At 31.1% G+C, this 21,362-nt stretch carries 24 protein-coding genes and 1 other annotated feature; all 24 genes read right to left on the bottom strand.

Going from position 1 to position 21,362, the window contains the following annotated elements; translation table 11 throughout:
* Window positions 1-29 precede the first annotated feature (29 nt).
* Window positions 30-1,115, bottom strand: coding sequence for a M50 family metallopeptidase (locus EDD60_RS09540; protein WP_066443327.1), 1,086 nt, complete (start codon window positions 1,113-1,115; stop codon window positions 30-32).
* The gene (locus EDD60_RS09535; RefSeq protein ID WP_066443328.1) at window positions 1,103-2,266 is read right to left on the bottom strand and encodes a 1-deoxy-D-xylulose-5-phosphate reductoisomerase; all 1,164 of its coding nucleotides are present in this window, start codon (window positions 2,264-2,266) and stop codon (window positions 1,103-1,105) included. The genes EDD60_RS09540 and EDD60_RS09535 overlap by 13 nt, the downstream gene beginning before the upstream one ends.
* A gap of 1 nt (window position 2,267) precedes the next feature.
* Entirely contained in the window at window positions 2,268-3,056 is a 789-nt protein-coding gene (locus EDD60_RS09530; protein WP_066443330.1) for a phosphatidate cytidylyltransferase, read from the bottom strand.
* Window positions 3,053-3,802 (bottom strand): isoprenyl transferase, encoded by a 750-nt coding sequence (locus EDD60_RS09525; RefSeq protein WP_066443332.1) that lies wholly within the window; start codon window positions 3,800-3,802, stop codon window positions 3,053-3,055. The genes EDD60_RS09530 and EDD60_RS09525 overlap by 4 nt, the downstream gene beginning before the upstream one ends.
* A gap of 110 nt (window positions 3,803-3,912) precedes the next feature.
* A complete protein-coding gene (gene frr, locus EDD60_RS09520) occupies window positions 3,913-4,458 on the bottom strand; it encodes a ribosome recycling factor (RefSeq protein ID WP_066443333.1) in 546 nt (181 codons plus the stop codon).
* A gap of 2 nt (window positions 4,459-4,460) precedes the next feature.
* Window positions 4,461-5,180, bottom strand: coding sequence for a UMP kinase (gene pyrH / locus EDD60_RS09515; RefSeq protein WP_066443340.1), 720 nt, complete (start codon window positions 5,178-5,180; stop codon window positions 4,461-4,463).
* Between the two features lie 57 nt (window positions 5,181-5,237).
* Window positions 5,238-6,125: a translation elongation factor Ts gene (gene tsf / locus EDD60_RS09510; protein ID WP_066443341.1), complete on the bottom strand. Its 888-nt coding sequence runs from the start codon at window positions 6,123-6,125 to the stop codon at window positions 5,238-5,240.
* A gap of 66 nt (window positions 6,126-6,191) precedes the next feature.
* Window positions 6,192-7,058, bottom strand: a complete 867-nt coding sequence (gene rpsB, locus EDD60_RS09505; protein ID WP_066443343.1) for a 30S ribosomal protein S2 — start codon at window positions 7,056-7,058, stop codon at window positions 6,192-6,194.
* Between the two features lie 154 nt (window positions 7,059-7,212).
* On the bottom strand, window positions 7,213-7,971 hold the full coding sequence (locus EDD60_RS09500) for a site-2 protease family protein (protein ID WP_066443345.1): 759 nt from the start codon (window positions 7,969-7,971) through the stop codon (window positions 7,213-7,215).
* The gene (locus tag EDD60_RS09495; protein WP_066443349.1) at window positions 7,937-8,533 is read right to left on the bottom strand and encodes a M23 family metallopeptidase; all 597 of its coding nucleotides are present in this window, start codon (window positions 8,531-8,533) and stop codon (window positions 7,937-7,939) included. Before EDD60_RS09495 ends, EDD60_RS09500 begins: the two co-directional genes overlap by 35 nt.
* Window positions 8,534-8,567: 34 nt before the next feature.
* On the bottom strand, window positions 8,568-9,341 hold the full coding sequence (gene minD, locus EDD60_RS09490) for a septum site-determining protein MinD (RefSeq protein ID WP_229105139.1): 774 nt from the start codon (window positions 9,339-9,341) through the stop codon (window positions 8,568-8,570).
* The gene (locus EDD60_RS09485; RefSeq protein ID WP_066443352.1) at window positions 9,313-9,900 is read right to left on the bottom strand and encodes a septum site-determining protein MinC; all 588 of its coding nucleotides are present in this window, start codon (window positions 9,898-9,900) and stop codon (window positions 9,313-9,315) included. The genes minD and EDD60_RS09485 overlap by 29 nt, the downstream gene beginning before the upstream one ends.
* On the bottom strand, window positions 9,900-10,421 hold the full coding sequence (locus tag EDD60_RS09480; protein ID WP_132226385.1) for a hypothetical protein: 522 nt from the start codon (window positions 10,419-10,421) through the stop codon (window positions 9,900-9,902). The genes EDD60_RS09485 and EDD60_RS09480 overlap by 1 nt, the downstream gene beginning before the upstream one ends.
* A complete protein-coding gene (mreC, locus tag EDD60_RS09475; protein ID WP_066443357.1) occupies window positions 10,418-11,275 on the bottom strand; it encodes a rod shape-determining protein MreC in 858 nt (285 codons plus the stop codon). Before mreC ends, EDD60_RS09480 begins: the two co-directional genes overlap by 4 nt.
* Before the next feature lie 87 nt (window positions 11,276-11,362).
* Window positions 11,363-12,049 (bottom strand): RadC family protein, encoded by a 687-nt coding sequence (radC, locus tag EDD60_RS09470; protein WP_066443358.1) that lies wholly within the window; start codon window positions 12,047-12,049, stop codon window positions 11,363-11,365.
* Complete coding sequence (locus EDD60_RS09465) at window positions 12,042-12,401, bottom strand: SPOR domain-containing protein (RefSeq protein ID WP_066443360.1); 360 nt, start codon at window positions 12,399-12,401, stop codon at window positions 12,042-12,044. Before EDD60_RS09465 ends, radC begins: the two co-directional genes overlap by 8 nt.
* A gap of 69 nt (window positions 12,402-12,470) precedes the next feature.
* Window positions 12,471-12,635 (bottom strand): hypothetical protein, encoded by a 165-nt coding sequence (locus EDD60_RS16100; protein WP_165973143.1) that lies wholly within the window; start codon window positions 12,633-12,635, stop codon window positions 12,471-12,473.
* Between the two features lie 104 nt (window positions 12,636-12,739).
* Window positions 12,740-15,358, bottom strand: coding sequence for a valine--tRNA ligase (locus EDD60_RS09460; protein WP_066443370.1), 2,619 nt, complete (start codon window positions 15,356-15,358; stop codon window positions 12,740-12,742).
* The gene (locus EDD60_RS09455; RefSeq protein ID WP_066443372.1) at window positions 15,339-16,022 is read right to left on the bottom strand and encodes a DMP19 family protein; all 684 of its coding nucleotides are present in this window, start codon (window positions 16,020-16,022) and stop codon (window positions 15,339-15,341) included. The genes EDD60_RS09460 and EDD60_RS09455 overlap by 20 nt, the downstream gene beginning before the upstream one ends.
* Window positions 16,023-16,056: 34 nt before the next feature.
* Window positions 16,057-16,261, bottom strand: a binding site (T-box leader).
* 29 nt (window positions 16,262-16,290) lie between these two features.
* Entirely contained in the window at window positions 16,291-17,196 is a 906-nt protein-coding gene (locus EDD60_RS09450) for a hypothetical protein (RefSeq protein ID WP_066443375.1), read from the bottom strand.
* Window positions 17,193-17,900, bottom strand: coding sequence for a LysM peptidoglycan-binding domain-containing protein (locus EDD60_RS09445; RefSeq protein ID WP_066443382.1), 708 nt, complete (start codon window positions 17,898-17,900; stop codon window positions 17,193-17,195). Before EDD60_RS09445 ends, EDD60_RS09450 begins: the two co-directional genes overlap by 4 nt.
* A 67-nt stretch (window positions 17,901-17,967) precedes the next feature.
* Window positions 17,968-18,270 (bottom strand): PTS sugar transporter subunit IIB, encoded by a 303-nt coding sequence (locus EDD60_RS09440; protein WP_082787312.1) that lies wholly within the window; start codon window positions 18,268-18,270, stop codon window positions 17,968-17,970.
* A 58-nt stretch (window positions 18,271-18,328) separates the two neighbouring features.
* Window positions 18,329-18,913: a ribosome biogenesis GTP-binding protein YihA/YsxC gene (yihA, locus tag EDD60_RS09435; RefSeq protein WP_066443384.1), complete on the bottom strand. Its 585-nt coding sequence runs from the start codon at window positions 18,911-18,913 to the stop codon at window positions 18,329-18,331.
* An 83-nt stretch (window positions 18,914-18,996) separates the two neighbouring features.
* Complete coding sequence (gene lon / locus EDD60_RS09430) at window positions 18,997-21,321, bottom strand: endopeptidase La (RefSeq protein ID WP_066443385.1); 2,325 nt, start codon at window positions 21,319-21,321, stop codon at window positions 18,997-18,999.
* Between the last annotated feature and the right edge of the window lie 41 nt (window positions 21,322-21,362).

Genomic DNA, 21,362 nt, shown 5'->3' with positions numbered 1-21,362 from the left:
CCTCAATATGAAAAGGGATAAAATATCCCTTATCCAAATATTCTTAATATATCTTGATATGTGACAAATACCATCAATAATAAAACCAAGCCTAACCCAATCATTTGTAAAGTTAACTTTAATTTTTCTGGTAATTCCCTACCAATCATCTTTTCAACGATTGCAAAAAGAACTTGACAACCATCCAAACCAGGAATTGGCATCAGATTAAAAATTCCAATATTGACAGATAATAAAGCTAATAAATTTAATACATAAGCAATTTGCCCCGTTTCAGTTACCTGCGCTGTAATTTGATAAATACCTGCAGGCCCTGATAACTGAGTCACAGTTTCAGAAAACTTTGTAACAAGTTGACCTAATGCAGCAAATATCGCAACACTCATGCTTTTTAAAGAAATAAATGTATATTGAAAAGCTTCAGCAATATTCATATCACGTGTTGCCTGTTGAATACCTAAACTATAACGACTTGCCTCTACATTATAAGGGACCTTCATGTCAATCACTTTTTTTTGATTATCTCTTAAAACCGTAATCTTCATATTTAAAGTGTTAGCTTTTGTTTTTAGAGTATCCTGTGTTAAATGAACATCTTCAAAATTTGAAACTAAAATAGATTCTCCTGTTTCAACAATTTGAATTTGTTGAATGACATCATCTTTTTCAAGACCATATTGAGCCGCTGGTGAATTGGCTTCAATTTGACCAATTTGAGCAACATTCACTGGCAATTGTCCAGCAAATACATTGACCCCTAAAGTCACCACAAAAGCCAAAACAAAATTCATAAAGACACCAGCTAAAAAGATAATGACTTTTTGATAAGTTTTAATTCCTTTTAAAGTTCTTTCAACAGGAAAATCTTGCATATCTTCATTATCAGCCTGGTCTTCTTCACCAGCCATTGCAACAAATCCTCCAAAAGGTAAAGCGCGAATTTCATATTCTGTTTCTTTGCCTTTTTTTGACCAAAGTTTAGGTCCAAATCCAATTGAAAACTGACCACAATAGACCCCAAAGAACTTAGCTGCTAAAAAATGTCCAAGCTCGTGAATAATAATAATTGAACCTAAAATCAATAAAAAGACGATTATATTAATTATTGTTTGCATTCATCTTCTCCTACTCTTTTTAAAACATAATTTCTAGCCCATTGATCAATTTCTAAAAGTTGATCTAAAGATGGATGATCTACCCATTCATGAGCACGCATCGCTTCTTCTACTAATCTTTCAATGTCCAAGAAACAGATTTTACGATCTAAGAATAAAGCATTTGCTTGTTCATTAGCTCCATTTAAAACACATGGCATGGAACCACCTTTTCTTCCTGCTTCATAAGCTAATTCCAACGCTTTAAAACGTTTAAAATCTGGAGCATAGAAATGGAGAGTTCCAATATCAGCCAATGATAAACGTTTTCCACCAATCAAAGGTTGACGGCGAGGATAAGTTAAAGCATATTGAATAGGCAAACGCATATCTGGTGTTCCTAATTGTGCAATGACTGAAGTATCTTGATATTCAACCATTGAATGAACAATACTTTCAGGGTGAATTAAAACTTCAATATCATCATAATCAACATTAAACAACCATTTTGCCTCCATAACTTCTAAACCTTTATTGAACAATGTCGCACTATCAATTGTAATCTTTGCTCCCATTGACCAATTTGGATGTTTTAAAGCTTGTTCAACCGTCACATTTTTTAATTCTTCACGTGACTTATCTCTAAAACTTCCACCACTTGCTGTTAAAATAATTTTAGAAATATCACCATGATGTTCTCCATTCATAGATTGAAAAATCGCTGAATGTTCACTATCTACAGGTAATAATGCAACACCATATTCTTTAACCAAAGGAATGATTAAATGTCCTGCCACAACCAATGTTTCTTTATTAGCTAAAGCAATATCTTTATGAGCTTTAATGGCTTCCATTGTAGGTAATAAACCAGCAAAGCCAACAATTGCATTTAAGACAACATCAACTTCAGGAAGGGTTGCAATAGTAATAAGACCTTCTTGACCATAATAAAAATAACAATCTTTATATTTGTTTTCCAAATATTCCTTATCTTCTTTATTTTGAACACAAATATGACGAACATGCACAGAAACCATGATTTTTTCTAACAACTCAATATTTCTTCCAGCACTCATCGCAATAATTTCAAATTCTTCACGATGATGTTTAACAACATCAACTGTCTGTGTTCCAATCGACCCCGTAACTCCTAAAACAGTAATTTTCTTCATATTACATCACCACCATTGCTAAAAATCGAAGTAAAATTCCAAACACCATAGCATTAAATAAAATCGAATCAAAACGATCTAAAACTCCACCATGTCCAGGTAACAACTGTGAATAATCTTTCACTTCAAATACCCGCTTAATACTACTAAAAGTCAAATCACCAATTTGACTTGTAATTGTCAAAATAAAACAAATACCAATCAAATAAATAAAAGGAATCTCTATATGAATATATGCACCATAAGCAACTGAAAGAACAGTCCCTAATAACATTCCTCCAATTGAACCTTCAATTGTCTTTTTAGGAGATAATCTCGGATTTAATTTATGTTTACCAAACATCATACCACTAAAATAAGCTCCTGTATCGGTTCCAAAAGTTGCTAGAGCTAATAAAAGAATATAACTAAATCCATATGTTAAACGCAATTGATAAAGCATATGTAACCCCATAGCAATTAAAACACCTGCTGTAAAATAATAGCACAATCTTAAAAAATTCATACCATCATCAAACATACTACAAGCTAATAAAACAATTAAATATAAAACAATGATTTCCGTAGGAATCATCAAAGATTGATCTAAAAATAAAGAATAATAAACAAAGATTCCAACAAGTGGATAAAGATAAATATTAGCTTTTGGTCGATCACAAATAGAAAGCATCTCAAAAATTCCGGCTCCTGCAACAAGCGCTAAAAGAACTTGAAAAGGAATTTGCCCAATAATAACACAAGGTAAAATAACCAAAACCAATACAATTCCTGTTATAATTCTTGTTTTCATTGAATTACACCTCCAAATCTACGTTCCCTTCCCTGATATATTGCAATTGCCCGATGAAGATGTTCCTCATCAAAATCAGGCCATAATGTCTCATCAAAGATAAACTCAGCATAAGCCAACTGCCAAGGTAAAAAATTAGATAAACGACATTCACCACTACTTCTAACCATCAAATCAACAGGTGGTAAATCTTTTGTCATTAAATGCTTTTCAAAATAATCTTCATTAATATCATCTAAAGATATTTCACCATTTTTATACTTTTCGCAAATTTCTTTTGTCGTCTCAACAATTTCATCACGACCACCATAAATAAAAGCAAAAGTTAAAATTAATCCTGTATTATTAGCCGTTTGATCAATAGCTGCCTGAATAATATCCTGAGTTTCTTTTGGTGCCATTTCTAAATGACCAATATAACGAATTTGAACATTGTTATCCATTAATTCTTTTAAATAAAGATTAAAAAATTCTTTAGGTAACTTAAAAATATATTCAACTTCACTTGCTTCACGTTTAAAATTTTCAGTTGAAAAAGCATAAACAGTCATTGCCTTCACCCCTAAACGATTAGCTTCTAAAGCCAAAGTACGGATAGTTTTCGTTCCTTCATGATGTCCATAAGTTCTAGGCATCTTTCTTTTCTTTGCCCATCGTCCATTACCATCCATAATAAAAGCAATATGAGCAGGAATATTATCCATATCTAAATCATAATCTTCTTTTTTCTTTTTGTTAAAAAACATGTTCTCACCTCATAATCATTTTGTATTATACCATAAACAACAAGTATTGAAAACAAAAAGAAAAAGATGTATAAAAAAAGGGATATCCCTTTTGATATCCCTCAAACATATTAAACTGTCATTAAATCTGTTTCTTTTTCTTTTGTTAATTGATCAATCTTTTTTACAAATTCATCTGTTAATTTTTGAATTTGTTCTTTACCTTGTTTTTCTTCATCTTCAGTTAAACCAGCTTTTTCAACTTCAGTATTAGAAGTTCTTCTAATATTACGTAAAGCTACTTTTGCTTCTTCAGCATATTTTTTTGCTTGTTTAACATATTCTTTTCTTGTTTCTTCTGTTAAAGCAGGAACATTGATACGAATAACTTCACCATCATTTTGAGGTGTTAAGCCAATTCCTGATTCATAGATAGCATGTTCAATATCTTTTAAAGAATTTTTATCATAAGGTTTAATTAATAATTGACGACCTTCAACAACAGAAATACCAGCTGTTTGATTTAATGGTGTCTTTTCACCATAGTAATTTACCATAACACGATCTAACATTGTTGGATTCGCACGTCCAGTTCTTACAGTTGCTAATTCATGACGAAAAGCTTCGATAGATTTTTCCATTCTTTCTTTTGTTTCTTCTAAAATCAAATCTAACATGTCTATTCTCCTCCTTTTGAAATAATTGTTCCAATTGATTCACCATCACAAGCACGCGCAATATTACCATCTTCTTGCATGTTGAATACACATAAATCAATACCATTATCCTTGCATAAAGTAATTGCAGTTTGATCCATGATATGTAAATCTTCATTTAATACATCTAAATATGTGATGTGATCATATTTTTTCGCTTGAGGATCAATCTTAGGATCAGCTGAATAAACACCATCAACACCATTTTTAGCCATTAAAATAACATCTGCATTCATTTCAGCAGCACGTAAAGCAGCAGTTGTATCTGTTGTAAAGAATGGGCTACCAGTACCAGCACCAAAAATAACAATACGTCCTTTTTCCAAATGACGAACAGCACGTCTACGAATATATGGTTCAGCAACTTCTTTCATATCAATCGCAGATAATAATCTTGTATCTAAACCAATCGCTTCTAAAGCATTTTGTAAGGCCATACCATTCATGACAGTTGCTAGCATCCCCATGTAATCAGCAGCAGCTCTTTCCATACCCATATCGCTACCAGTCTTACCACGCCAGATATTTCCACCACCACAAACAATGGCAATTTCAACACCTAAATCTTTTGCATCTTTAATTTGTCTTGCTACATCGGCAACAACAACAGGATTAATTCCAAAACCTTGTTCCCCGGCTAAAGCTTCTCCACTAAGCTTTAATAATACTCTCTTGTACTTCATACGTTCTCCTTCATTTTACAAGAAAAGGGCACAAAAAGTGTCCTCCCCCGTATATAATTATCCTTTCATTTGAGCAGCTACTTCTTCAGCAAAGTTTTCTTCTCTTTTTTCCATTCCTTCACCAACTTCGAAACGAACCATTTCTAATACTTTTCCGTTTCCTAAGTATTTAGCAACTGTTAAATCAGAATCTTTAATAAATGCTTGATCAACTAAGCAAATTTCTTGTAAATTTTTATTCAAACGACCTTGAACCATTTTTTCAATAATGTTTTCTGGTTTAGGTTTAGCAGCATTTGCATTTTCTTCCATTGCTTGAGCTTTTAAAACTGTTAATTCACGATCTAAAACTTCAGCAGGAATTGCACTTCTATCAATATATTGTGGATTAATAGCAGCAACTTGCATAGCAACATCTTTTGCTTTTGTTTCATCAATTCCTGATGCTTTTACTAAGGCAGACATTTTTCCACCCATATGTGAATAAGCACCGAAAACTTCATCATCAGCTTTATTCATAACAACGAATCTTCTTAAGCTTAATTTTTCACCAATTTTACCACTCTTTTCAGCGATAACTGTTTCTAAATCTTTACCATCTACATCTAATTTTAATGCAACTTCTAAATCAGCTGGTTGATTTTTAACAATAATTGCAGCAACATTTGCTACTAATTCTTGGAATTCAGCATTTTTAGCAACGAAGTCAGTTTCAGAGTTCACTTCAACGATTGCAGCAGCATTTCCATCCATAACAAAAGCAGTTAACCCTTCAGCAGCGATACGGTCAGCTTTTTTAGCAGCTTTTGCAATTCCTTTTTCTCTTAACCAGTCAAATGATGCTTCTAAGTCACCATCACAAGCTTCTAATGCTTTTTTACAATCCATCATTCCAGCACCAGTTTTTTCACGTAATTCTTTTACTAATTTTGCACTAATAGCCATTTCTCTCTATCCTCCATTAATATTTTTTATAAAAAAGGGAAAGACATAAGCCTCCCCTTATTACAACTATGCTTCAGTTTTTTCTTCTTTAACTTCAGCTGGTTTGCTTACTTCAGCAGGTTTGTTATTTCTTGGACGTCCGTTATTTTTGTATCTTGGTCCTCTTTGTTTACTTTCTTCTACAGAAGCAACAGCATCATTCATAGATACTTCTTTGTCATCTTCATCTTTAACGTATGCAACAGTTACAGGTTCACCTTTTGCTTCACATACAGCATCAGCCATAGCAGCAACGATTAATTTTACTGCTCTAATAGCATCATCATTAGCTGGGATAACATAATCAACTTCATCAGGATCACAGTTTGTATCAACGATACCAAATACAGGGATACCTAAGATTTTAGCTTCTGCTACTGCATTATGTTCAACTTTAGGATCAACTACGAATAAAGCATTTGGTAATCTTCTCATTTCCTTGATACCACCTAAGTTCTTTTCTAACTTAGCTTTTTCTTTCATCATAAGAACTGCTTCTTTCTTAGTGAACAATTCTAAAGTTCCATCTTCTTCCATTTTTTCTAATTCTTTTAATCTTCTAATTCTCTTTTGAATAGTTTTGAAGTTTGTTAAAGTTCCTCCTAACCAACGAGAATTAACATAGAAACTTCCAGATCTTTCAGCTTCCATTTGTACAGCTTCTTGAGCTTGTTTTTTAGTTCCTACAAATAAAACTTTTCCACCTTTAGCAACGATATCCATCATAGCTGCATAAGCATCATCAATTTTATCAGATGATTTCTTTAAATCGATGATGTAAATACCATTTCTTGCTGTGAAAATGTATGGAGCCATTTTTGGATTCCATCTTTTTGTTTGATGTCCGAAATGAACACCAACTTCTAATAATTTTTTCATTGAAATTACTGCCATTGTAACTTCCTCCTTTTCGTTTTTTTCCTCCATTGTTTCTAACATAAACCACCATTAGGCACTCGATTTACGAATTCACAATGTGTGTATTTTGAAATACCTGTTGTATGATATCATATAAATGACAAAAATACAAGTTCTATTGTGATATTTTCTATTTTTTTACATTCTTTAAAAAGATAAAGACCATTTCCTTTTCATCTTTAATACCCTGATCTAATAAATAATAGTTATGATAACCACGACGATAACTCAAATGATGATGAAGTTTCACCTTTTTAGCAGGTTTCAAAGTTGCTATTTCACTATAGTATCGCCTTAAATATTCAGGAATAAACTTGAGTAAATAAAATTGTTGAACAAATAAATATCCTAAAATAACAATCGTATTGATTCTTAAATAAAACACAAAAAAGATGCAAAAAGAAAATACTGAAAGTTTCAAGCTGAAGTAAAATGCTTTTTTTAAATCAATCAAACTTTGTAATAATAAATTGATCAAGCGATAACCATCCATTGGATAGATAGGCAAAAGATTAAACCCAAAAACACACATATTCATTAATAAAAGATAATCTCGATAAACACCTTGAGAACATAAACAAATCATAGAATAAATAATCAAATGACTACATGGTCCAGCTAAAACAACACATATTTCTTCCATTAACGAATGAAAATAAAAATCATGTAAAGATAAATAAGCTCCAAAAGGTAAGATTTCTACTTTTTCAATTTCAAAATGAAAATAATATGCCATCAAAAGATGGCATAGTTCATGTAAACAAACAATCATTAAAGCTGAAAGATACCATTTTAAATATCCTCCTATTAATGCAAAACCAAAATAAAGAACTGTTAATGGATGAATCTTTAATCTATGAAATAAGTTCTTCAAATGTTGAATAATCAATTTCTTTTTCACCTTGGGTAAAAACCAGCATGACTTGTTTTTGATAAGTACCAATAATTGTAGCTTTATCAACTTGATCATACATTCCTACAAAAACATCACTTAATCCACCATAAGTCACTTCAACGTTATTTTCTAATAAAACCGTCACATATTGACCAAGTAAATCTTGCTTACCAACATAAATAACTCGTCCTTTATCAAAATTCAATACTTCATTTGATTGATTTGTATAATAATTATCTTTTATATTTGTATAACTCACCTGATTACTAACAGCTACACTTTGATCTTGTTTGGATTGAAAAGATAAAAGCTGATGATTAATCCATTTTGTTAATTCAGTAAAATGTACATCATTCAAGACATAATCTTTAATATATTCACCATTTGGACTGACTTTCACATAAGCGCATATCGCAATTCCAACAAGTAAAACAACCATACATTTAATCATTGCATTATAAAGCTTTGAAAAATGATAATCCGTCAATGTAGGACTAGGACTACGATACGCTTTCCTTTTTTTCATCCTTCTTTTGATTTCATCAATTTCATTCACAAGTTTGTCACCTCTTTACAACTTATGAAATCAATCAACCAAAAATACGTTCCAACAAAGGTTTTTTCTTATTTTTTTGAAATGGAACCTCCACCCCTTCTAAACGCTTCACAATACGACTAAAACAACCTGAAACTGCTAAATTCTTATCCATAAAAACAGGCATTCCTTTATTGTTTGCTTCAATCATAGCATGATCATCATAAACAATCCCTAATAAAGGAATAGATAAAATATCATAAGCATCTTTTAAACTTAAGCTACGTCCTTTATGAATATCCTCATCATTGTATTTATTGACTAACATATGTAAATGACTTACTCCCTGTTTTAACAATAAGCCAATCACGCGATCAGCATCACGCAAAGAAACAACATCAAGTGTGACAACAATAATCGCTTCTTGGGAAAGTCCACTGGCATATTGAAAACCTTTTTCTATTCCTGCTGGACTATCAATCAATATGTAATCAAATTCTTCTTTTAATTGTTCAATCATCTTTGTCATGTAATCAACATTTAAATTTTCAAATGATAATGATTTACATGCTGGTAATAAATACAAAGATTCCATTCTTTTATCTTTTACCAATATCTGATTAAGTGAGCATTTATTTGAAATCACATCCTTCAAATCATAAATCACACGATTTTCAAGTCCCATCATGACATCAAGGTTCTTTAAACCAAAATCCGCATCTATTAAACAAACCTTCATACCTGAGGAAGCCAGCGCATAACCTATATTAATCGTCATACTGCTTTTTCCTACACCACCCTTACCTGATGTAATGACAATCGTTCTCATAACCATCCTCCTTCATTGCCTTAATCTGGTTATCTTTATAATAGACACTTGTGAGTGCAGAAGTTGTCAAATCATGCAAAGATTGTTGATTTATTATGATTTGTGCTTTTTGAAAATCATGCCCATAAATCTTTACATTCTCATTCATCGCAATAATTGTTCCTTTAACAGTATTTAAAAAATAAACGTTATCATGACAATAAACATAACTTCCTGGATTAACTGTTCCTAAAAATAATGTTTCATTTTCAATATAAATTTCTTCACCATTTCTCAATTGTTCCCGTTGAATTGAAAGTGCATGTTCTTTTTTAGGTAAAGATAATCCTTCAAAAATAACCCGCTTTTTTGCTTTTAACAACACAATCAAACTTTTTAATTCATCATCTTTTAAAAGTCGACATCCAAAATCAAAATATGCCCTTGGATAATAGCCATCTTGTTTAAAGATAGGCTGATCCAAGAGCATATTTAAATCATTTAAAACTTCTTCAAATAAACAATGGGGATTGACTTTCATCATCAATATTTCATTAACCCCTTTGACTTCAATATTCATTATTCCACCTCGATCTTCACTTTATTGTAGACCCAATAAACTCCCATCGATAGAATCAAATTCACAATCAGCGTTGGTAATATCCTCATCAATAAAAATGATGAAATAGGATATCTTGTCATATTGGTAATCCACATCAACCAATATAGCACGCTTTCTTGCGCAAATATTGTCAAACAACAAAAAACCATTGATTCAATAAGATTAAAGCTTTCTAATTTTACAATATAAGATCGAACAAAGGCGATTAAACAATAAATAAGTATATATATAGCTAAAGAATTCGAATAAACAATAGAATAATAAACACCACATATTGCTGCAAAGAAATATCTTTCTGCGCCATCAATCGTTTTAACTAACAATGAAAACATCATTAAACCAAGACATGGAATAATCGTTATTCCAGTTTTAGTATAGTTATATGGTAAAAAATAACCCATAGTACTATCTATAATAAAGCAAAGAAAAACGACGACAAAACATTTAAAAAGATAACTATCTCTCATTCTTGTTCTCATTTTTCATTCACCCTTTGAACCACAGCAACATAGTTCAATGAATCAAAATTGACACTTGGCTTTACCATACAAACAGATTCAGTCGCATCATCTCCAACAGTATAATTTTCAACTGTCCCTACTAAAATACCTTTCGGACTCTTGCCGACACCACCTAAACCGCTCGTTACAACCTTGGCTCCTTTTTCTAGTTTTTCCACATCACTCAATAAAGTAATACGATAACTTTTACTACTCAAATCATAACGATTCAATAAGCCATAATATTCTTCATCACCACTTATTATCATTACAGGCAACTGACTCTTGCTCGTTTCACTTGATAATAAAGAAACCGTTGAAGAAATTTCACTTACATTTGTTACCGTTCCAATCATTCCATCAGAACTAATAACTGCCATTCCTTCTTTAATTCCAGAAAGATTACCTAAGTTAATTGTAACTTGATTGTTCCAGCTTTCAGCATCTCTAGCAATGACATTTGTGTATTTGACTTGATATTCTGTTGGTAGAAAATCAATTCCTGTCAACTTCTTTAATTCTTCTATTTCATTGGATAAAGTTTCATTCATAGCTGATTCTCTTGCTAGATTATCTAACTGTTCTTTAAGCTTCGCATTTTCATTGTAGACATCTTTTAAATCACTGTATTCATCAAAAAGATGACTCACATATTCTATTGGTGCCTTAATGACATAATATTCAATGTTGGCAATTGTATCTTTAAACATCGTTTCAATTCCAGAAGCTGATCGACTTGTTACTAAGGTAAAAACTGAAAAAAGAACCAAAACGATTGTCACAATAACAATTCTTTTGTTATGTTTATTCCATTTGTTATTTTTCTTATACAAAATATCACCCCTAATCTAGTACATTATAATATCTGGAGTGAAAAAAAGCAATTCGAGATATAGATTTTATCAAATTAATTTATTTTTTTAAATTTTGTCATCATCATAAAACAGATGCGTTGCACTGATACTATAAAACTGATGCCACCCTACAACAATATGATCAATGATTTCAATTGACATCATTTCTCCCAACTCTTTAAACTGTCTTGTCAAATAAATATCTTCCTGACTCGGTGAAGCATCCCCGCTAGGATGATTATGCACCAAAGCAATCTTGGCACTACTCACATGAATAGCTTCTTTAAACACCTCTCTTGGGGTCACTACACTCATATTAATCGAACCAATAAAAATGGTTTTTTCTTTAATAACCCGATTTTTATTATCCAAACATAAAACAACAAAATGTTCTTGTTTTAAAAACATCATTTTATCCTTCACATAATAATAAATATCAAACGGAGTCATTAAAGATTGTGCATCTTGAACTCTACTCTTTAGACGCTTTGCAATTTCAAGAATACTTAAAATTTCAATTGCTTTAGCTTGCTTAATTCCTTTAAGTGATATCAATTGAGCATAGGAAATATCATTCAATCTTTCAAATCCACCTACTTCATTTAATAATCTCTGAGCCAATTGAATAACTGATTCTTCTTTGTTTCCTGTTCTTAAAACCAAAGCTAATAATTCAACATTGCTCAATGACTCAATGCCATAATTCAATGCCTTTTCTCTAGGATTTTCTTCTTTTGGTAATGATTTAATCATGTGTAACTCCTTTAGCTAAATTTTGCAGTAAAATATCTACAGTAGTATCTTTAGATACTTTATAAGTCTTTAAAATACCTTTAACTTGACTGGCATGAGTATCAATTTCTTGACGATTTTCACTAATCATAGATAAAACATAATATTGATTTTCCTTTTGATAACAATATCCTTTTATCCCTTGCTTAGATAACTCATCCAATTTATCTTCCTTATTCTTTTCTTCTTTATAAATACCTACTTGATAAACATACATCGTCTTTTGACCAAGTGTCGTTCCATATGTAAAAAGTAAGATACATAAACAAGAAAAAAGAATCCCCATAATAACAATCTTATATTCAAACTTCATCGCATATCACCTCTTTTAATATCTATGCATACAACATAAAAAATATGAAAGGCATAAAGCCTTTCACATTTAATTACGCCATTCAATATTAATAAGTCTTGGAATAGAAATACGTCCTTTCTTTGATTTCCAAATCTTATAAATACCTGCTCCTAACAATAAATACAAAAGAGCTGTCCCAACCAATGACCCACCTTGAATCTCATATTGTTCTTGTAATGTTAATTCTTTCATAATTATCCTTCCTTTCAAAAGTAGCCCCTACTTATATATACGCTTCTTTGTATCAATTTTTCTTGTCAAAAATGAAAAAAAGTGAAATTTTTTCATTTCACTTTTTACATATTCCCTAATTTTGTTTGAACAGCTTCATATTTAGATTGATAATCAGCCAATTTTTCTTTTTCTGCCTCTACTTTACTAGCTGGTGCTTTATTAACGAAGTTAGGATTTGAAAGCATACCTTCACAACGTTTAATTTCGCCAGCCAATTTTTGAAGTTCTGCTTCTAATTTTTTCTTTTCAGCTGCTAAATCAATATAATCACCAAGTTCAATAATCAACGCATTTCCACCTTTGATCATTTCAGTCGCTACATTTTGTGATGTTTCTACATTATAACCAATGCAACGTGCATGACATAATTTATAGATATATGGTGCTAAGTCTTTTAATAATGCTTCTAATGCACTATCTTTTGTTTGCATACTATAAGCAACTTCAATCGCATTTTTAATGACATATTGAGCACGCATATTTCTGATTCCTTTAATAATATCAATTAAATATTGGAATTGATCATTAATTGTTTGATTATCAAATTCATGATTTACTTGTGGCCAAGATGAAATACAGATAGATTCTTCTAAATGAGGAATTGTTTGATAAATTTCTTCAGTCACAAATGGCATAAATGGATGTAATAATCTAACAATCGCATTTAAAACATAAACCAAAGTATTTTGGGTTGCTTGTTTTTCATTTGCATTTTCACTATTTAAATGAACTTTAGATAATTCAATATACCATGAACAGAAATCATCCCAAATAAAATTATACAATTCACTTCCAACATTAACAAACTCAAATTTATCCATATTTTCATCAACAGATACAATAACCTCATTCAAACGATTTAAAATCCATTGATCAGATAAATTCAAATGATCAAAACTTAAATCTTCATATTTCATATCTTCATCAATATTCATTAAAACAAAACGTGCAGAGTTCCAAATCTTATTAATGAAATTCCATGATGCTTCAAGTTTTTCTGGAATATATCTTAAATCCATTCCTGGAGCTGAATTAGTTGTTAAGAAGAAACGAAGTGTATCAGCACCATATTCATCAATAACATCCATTGGATCAACCCCATTACCTAAAGATTTAGACATTTTTCTTCCTTGTTCATCACGAATTAAACCATGAATCAAAACATCTTTAAAAGGTCTTTCTTGCGTAAATTCTAATGATTGGAAAATCATACGAGATACCCAGAAGAAAATGATATCATATCCTGTAACTAATGTATTTGTTGGGAAATAGCGTTGAAATAATTCGCTATCAGTATTTGGCCAACCCATTGTTGAAAATGGCCATAAAGCACTTGAAAACCATGTATCTAAGACATCTTCATCTTGTTTCCAATTTTCTATATCAGCGGGTGGATTCTTACCAACATAAACTTCTCCAGTTTCTTTGTGATACCAAGCAGGTACTTGATGTCCCCACCATAATTGACGTGAAATACACCAATCTTCAATATTTTCCATCCATTGATTAAATGTTTTCTCAAAACGTCCAGGAACAAAATTGACTTTTGAATCAGTTTGTTGATTAGCTAAAGCTGCTTCAGCCAATGGTTTCATTTTAACAAACCATTGTTTTGATAAATATGGTTCAACAATCGCATTGCTTCGTTCAGAATGTCCAACTTGATGCATATGTGTTTCAATATGATCAACCACTCCAGCATCCTCAAAATCTTTAACCAAAGCTTCACGACATACAAAACGATCCATTCCAGCATATTTACCGCACATAGCGTTCATTGTACCATCATCATTCATACAAATTGGCATTTTTAAATTGTATTTCTTTGCTAAAGCAAAGTCATTTGGATCATGTGCAGGAGTACATTTCATAACTGCAGTTCCAAAGCTCATATCAATATAACTATCAGCCATAATTGGTAAAGCTTCACCATTAGCCGGATTAATTGCATGTTTTCCTATTAAATGTGTATATCTTTCATCATCTGGATGAACAAAGATTGCTTGGTCAGCAAACATTGTTTCAGGACGAGTTGTCGCAATAACAAGTGTTTCATCTGTTTCCACAACCTTGTATTTGAAATAATACATATGTCCTTCAATTTCTTTATGAATAACTTCAATATTTGATAAAGCTGTTCTTTGTACAGGATCCCAGTTAATAATACGTTCACCTTGATAAATCAAACCTTTTTCATAAAGCGTCACGAATACAGTTTTAACAGCTTCACTTAATCCCTCATCCAAAGTAAATCTTTCTTTTGAATAATCAAGTGATAAACCTAATTTTTCCCATTGACTTCGAATAATAGAAGCATATTCTTCTTTCCAAGACCAAGCTTTTTCTAAGAATTTTTCACGTCCTAAATCATAACGTGAAATCCCTTCTTCACGCATTCTTGCTTCAACTTTTGCTTGTGTTGCAATTCCAGCATGATCCATTCCAGGTAACCATAAAGCATCATATCCTTGCATTCTCTTATAACGAATAATCATATCTTGTAATGTTGTATCCCAAGCATGCCCTAAATGTAATTTTCCTGTAACATTAGGTGGTGGAATAACAATACTATATGGCTTTTTAGAAATATCTCCTGCTTCAAAATATTTTTTATCAATCCAAGTCTTATATTTTCCTTCTTCTACTTTCTTATGATCATATTTAGTTGCTAGTTCCTTCATCTTCATCAACTCCATTTTCTTCATTTTTTTCAGGAATATATTTATCATAGAAATCTTCTTTATGATCTAAAATAAAGTTTGTAATTTTTTCATTTAAATTAGTTGTACTTACTAAAGTTGCAAATTCATTAGTAAAATCAGAAAAGTTATAACGTGAATAATCTCCCATTTCTGGATCATCTTCATCATCATCTTCATCATTTTCAATAATTTCAGCAAAACGTCTTGCTGCACGCATTAAATCAGCCAATTCATGTGATCCAACTTTTTCAAAAATATCAACAATAATAGGAACAAATGGTTTTGTTGATGGGCTTAAAAAGAAACTGTGTAAAGAAGCCCCTTGTCCTTGTAATGTTAAACCAACTTGATAAATTCCATAAACAACTTTTTCACTTTCATTCATATTTTCAAAGTAGTGATCAAAATCCTCATCTTCTTTTCTTATACAATGAAATAATGCAGCTGCAGAAACATCCTCTCTTGGACATTCATCAAAAATACCAGGTTTAAGATATGTATATTTTTGTTTTCTTGCTGCTTCTTCAGTCTGGATTTGTTTTCTTATTTCTTTATTCATTTTGACACGTTTAGTAAAGAAATAGCTTAAAAACATCAAAGCTGCAATAAACAATACCCAAACCAATAAAATCTTCCAACTCATAATTTTTCCTCCTTCAAATAAAAAAGAACATTCGTTTAAGGACGAATGTTCGTGGTACCACCTTAATTCGTATACATTTGTATACCTCTTAAACTTTAACGCAGTTCTACGTGTTTTCCTACTGTGAGTTCAAAAAACATACTCCGAGGCTACCTTCCATCTTTTCTTCTATCTCTTTACACCTTCCAGAGACTCTCTTTAAGAATACAAGATGTACTCCTCCTCATCAACGTATTCTTATTTTAACAAAGCTACCATGTCTTGTCAATTACAATTGATGAATAAAATGGGTGATAGAATCTAAATAATATAATAATCGTGAAAGTTTGATAATATTTTCGATTTCATCTTGTCCATAATCAATTAAAGGAACAATATTCATCAAACAACACAATAACAATTTTTCATCATCTTTTAATTCAATCTTTTTTAAATAATATTCACTAAAACAATCTAAATCAAATAAAATATCAGGAATTCTTTGATAAATATCAAATAAATCATAGATTGGTAAATCTATACAGACATTATCAATTGATAAGAAACATTTTTCTTTTAAAGAAATATGATCATAATCAAAATGCTTATAATTCATACAAACTCTAATTTGATGATATTCTTTCGTTTTTTCTAAATATTGCGACAAATATTGTCTAGCACTACATAAAGCTTCATAAATACGATAATAGTTCATCACTAACATCCATTGACTAGGTGAACGCATCATGATGTTTTCAAAATTTTGAATCATTTGTTCATAATATGCAAAACGTTCATTGATGATTGTAATGATATCATGTTGTAATGTTTCAAAATATTGTTGATTGACTTTTGTATAATAAAAACTATGGTAATGAAGATAAGCTAAGGTTTCAAAGTAAAACTTTATTTTCATTTCTTTTAATTGTCCCTGTGAATTATCAATATAGGGCATCAAATAAATATAATGTTGCTGATAAGGTGTGACATACTCATTATTTTTATTTAATAAAACATGCACAAAACAAGTCATATGCAATGTTTCAATATATTCTAAGGTTCTTTGTACATGCTTATCTTTTACACATTTTAATACATAATAACCTTCAATACATTTTAACTTATATGTTTTTTGACTTAATGTGATTTGTCCAATCACATGAATTCCATAATATTCCTCAAGCTGTTCTTTCATGCATAATAAGGTACAATCACAATCGCACCTTTGGAAAGCGGACGATCATGGTTGTATTCTTTAAGCTGATATTCATCAACTTGATAACGAGCGGCTATGGATTGGTAACTATCTCCATCAGATACAACATATAAGTAATAAGTACCAATATCTTCATCATCTTCCTCATCCTCATTGTTTGACTTTGTTATGACTTCTTTTGTTTCTTTTTGCGGTACAACGATTTCTTCATCGAGCTCTAATATTGGTTCTTCCACAGGTGGTGTCATTATGATCTCATCTTCTTCCCTTAAAAGATTTTCAATTTCTAAAGCAACATCTTCATCACTTTGTACTTCATCACTAACAATCTGTGAAGTTTCAATGACACGATCTTCATCATCTAAAACACCATATACACAGGCTTGAATAACCAATGCCATATTTCCTTCATTGAGTGTATAATCAAAATCTTCAACTTTAACATGAAAATCACGTTTATCTGTAATCTTGTCAAATTGAGCTAAGATATCTAAATCAATCGTTTCATGAAAGCTTTGTTTGGTATTGTCATCTTTATACTCACCATTAATCATAATACTTCCAACGGCTCTCATACCTTGAGTTTCCATTTTATAACTGATTGATTCATCAACAGAAATAGATACAAGCTCCTTCAAACGATGATTCAAGTCCACAATTTTTTTAAAATATATTTTTTGCATACTTTCCCTCCTAACAAACTGTATGCAAAAAAATACAGAATATGAAAAAAAGAAGTATTTCTACTTCTTACTTTTTACATAATTCAATAGCTTGAGCCAAAACAGCCTTACCATTCATCATACCATATTCACGCATTCCAATATTTGCAACTGGAACACCTGGCGCTTCAGATTCAATTTTCTTTTGCGCATATCTGACTTGTGGTCCAAGTAAAATAATATCAGCTTTTGTAGCATTTGCTTTCACTTCATTAGCTCCAACTGCCCAGATATTCACTTCTACCCCTTCTTCTGCAGCAGCCTTCTTCATTTTTTCTACTAATAAACTTGTTGACATCCCAGATGCACAACATAACATAATATTTATCATGACTATTACCCCCTGCTAGTGATTATACAACAAACATTGCCTTTTGTTAAGTTTTAATTTAACAAAGCTTCAAAATTGCATCCCAAAGTTCTTGAATCCCAGTCTTGTTAAAACTTGAAAATCTAACAAATTGATCGTTTTCATCAAAATCCAAAACTTGTTTAATCATTTTTTCATTTTTCTTTAAATCATTACGTTTTAATTTATCTTCTTTAGTTGCCACAACAATAACTGGAATTTCATAATACTTTGCATACTCATACATTTCAATATCATCACGCGTTGGTTTATGACGATAGTCAACAATTAATACCAATCCTTTTAAAACATCTCGTTCTCTTAAATAAGTATCAATCATATCTCCAAAACTTTCTTTAATTTTATCATTGACCTTAGCATATCCATAGCCCGGCACATCAACTAATCTTAACTCATCATTGATATTAAAGAAATTCAAAGTACGTGTTTTTCCCGGTGTCCCTGATACTTTTGCTAATTTACTATGATTTGTTATTGTATTAATCAAACTTGATTTCCCTACATTACTACGTCCAGCCAAACAAATTTCAGGCAAATCATTTTCTGGCCATTGTGATTTCCAGGCTGCACATAATACAAATTGTGCTTTATTGACTTTATACATAATATTCTCCTTTATTCCTTGTTGAATCCATCTTAACATATTTCTTAACAAATAACTATAAGAAAAATAGAGTCATCAAGACTCTACTTTACTAATGCATTTTCTAATACTGTATCAATATGATCAGCTAAAACAATTTTTAAATCCTTTTGAACTGATTCAGGAATATCATCAATATCCTTTTCATTATCTTTAGGAATAATAATTGTACGAATACCACTACGATGAGCAGAAATAGATTTTTCTTTTAACCCACCAATTGGTAAAACCTGACCTCTTAAAGTGATTTCTCCAGTCATCGCAACATCATCACGAACAGGACGATTACTAAATGCAGATAGAATTGCAGTTGTCAAAGTCACACCAGCACTTGGTCCATCTTTTTTCACTGCTCCTTCAGGAACATGGATATGAATATCTTCTTTATCAAAAGCAATATTTTCTAATCCATATTTTTCACGATTTGCTTTCATATAATCTAAAGCAATAGACGCAGATTCTTTCATCACATCACCTAATTGACCAGTAATAATAAATTTACCACTTCCATTAAAATGATTGACTTCAATTGGTAAAATATCTCCACCATATTGAGTATATGCCATTCCAGTTACCACTCCAATTTGTGGTTTATCTAATTTCTTTGTATGTTCAAATGGTGCTTTACCTAAGAATTCTTCTAAATCAGCAATTTGAATATCTAAAACAAGTCCTGGATTCTTTAAAATCTTTAAAACTGATTTACGACAAATTTGAGCAATCAATCTTTCTAATTGACGAACCCCTGCTTCACGTGTGTAATGACGAATGATTGACATCATTGTTTCATCACTAATCATTAATTGTTCAGCTTTTAAACCATGTCTTTCTAATTCTTTCTTTAAAAGATGACGTTTAGCAATTTGTAATTTTTCTTGTTCAGTATAAGAAGAAATTTCAATAATTTCAAGACGATCTCTTAATGGTTCAGGAATACTTCCTAAATCATTAGCAGTCGCAATAAATAAAACTTTAGATAAATCATAAGGTTCTTCTAAGTAGTTATCTGAGAAAAATTGATTTTGTTCTGGATCTAAGACTTCAAGCATTGCACTTGTTGGATCCCCTTTATAATCACTAGACATCTTATCAATTTCATCTAATAAGAATACAGGATTGACGACGCCAGCTTTTTTCATTCCTTGAATAATTCTTCCTGGCATAGAACCTAAATAAGTTCTACGATGTCCACGAATCTCAGCTTCATCCTTAACACCACCTAATGATGCTTTTACAAATTTTCTACCTAATGCTCTAGCAATCGATTTAGAAATCGATGTTTTCCCAACCCCTGGTGGCCCAACCAAACAGATAATTGGCGCATTTAAAGATTGTGTCATTTGTTTTACCGCAAGATGTTCGACAATTCTTTCTTTTGTTTTCTTTAAACCATAATGATCTTCATCTAAGATTCTTTCAACATCACCAATATTTTGATTATCCTCAGTTTCTTGATACCAAGGTGTCTTTAATACCCAATCAATATATGTTCTCACAACATTGGCTTCAGAAGATGCTGAAGGCATCATATCATAACGTCTTAATTCTTCTTCAATCTTATCTTTAATATATTGTGGATAAGGTTTATCCTTCATTTCTTGACGAATATAATCTGTATCATCTTCTTTATTAGGCGTATCCCCTAATTCTTCTTTAATTGCACGTAACTTTTCTCTTAGATAATATTCTTTTTGATTTTCATCAATGCTTTCTTTCACTTTTAAATTAATCTTTTCTTCAAGTTCATTAATCACTTTTTCTTCTTCCATACTACCTAAAACAAGAAGTAAACGTTTATTAATATCACATTCAGCTAAGATTTTTTGTTTTGTTTGTAATTCAACATTGATATATTGACCAATTGTATCAGCCAAATCACTTGCACTCATACCTTGTGATAAGTTTGAGAAAACTTCACGTGGAAACATTTGTAAGTTCTTATTCATAGATTGCATTTGTTCAGAAACTTTACGTACCAATGCAATTTCTTCAGTTTTTTCACCAGGAATATCTTCAAGATATTTTGTTTTGGCAAATAAACATCCATCTCTTTCTTCTAATTGAGTAATTTCTACTCGCTTTTGACCTTCAACAGTTAATTTAATTGTTCCATGATTATCTCTTTTAATTCTTCTTTTCACTTTACATAAAGTTCCATAGTGATAAACATGTTCAAAATCTGTATTTTCATCAATTGGATTCTTTTGAGAAATAAAAACTATATTTTCATCAAACTCATTGATACTTTTTTCTATTGCTTTTAAACTAAAACTTCTTCCAACATCTAAAGAAATTTCATGTTTAGGGAAAACAATCATTCCCCTTGTGCAAATGACAGGTAAATCAACAACAATTTCTAATTCTTCCATAATTCATTACCTCCTTTACAAAGATGAATCATCAATCCATC

This window comes from Longibaculum muris (genome assembly GCF_004343035.1).
GTDB classification, from domain to species: Bacteria; Bacillota_I; Bacilli_A; order Erysipelotrichales; family Coprobacillaceae; genus Longibaculum; species Longibaculum muris.
Note: the sequence above shows the minus strand (reverse complement) of the source record. Positions and strands in the feature narration are given on the sequence as shown.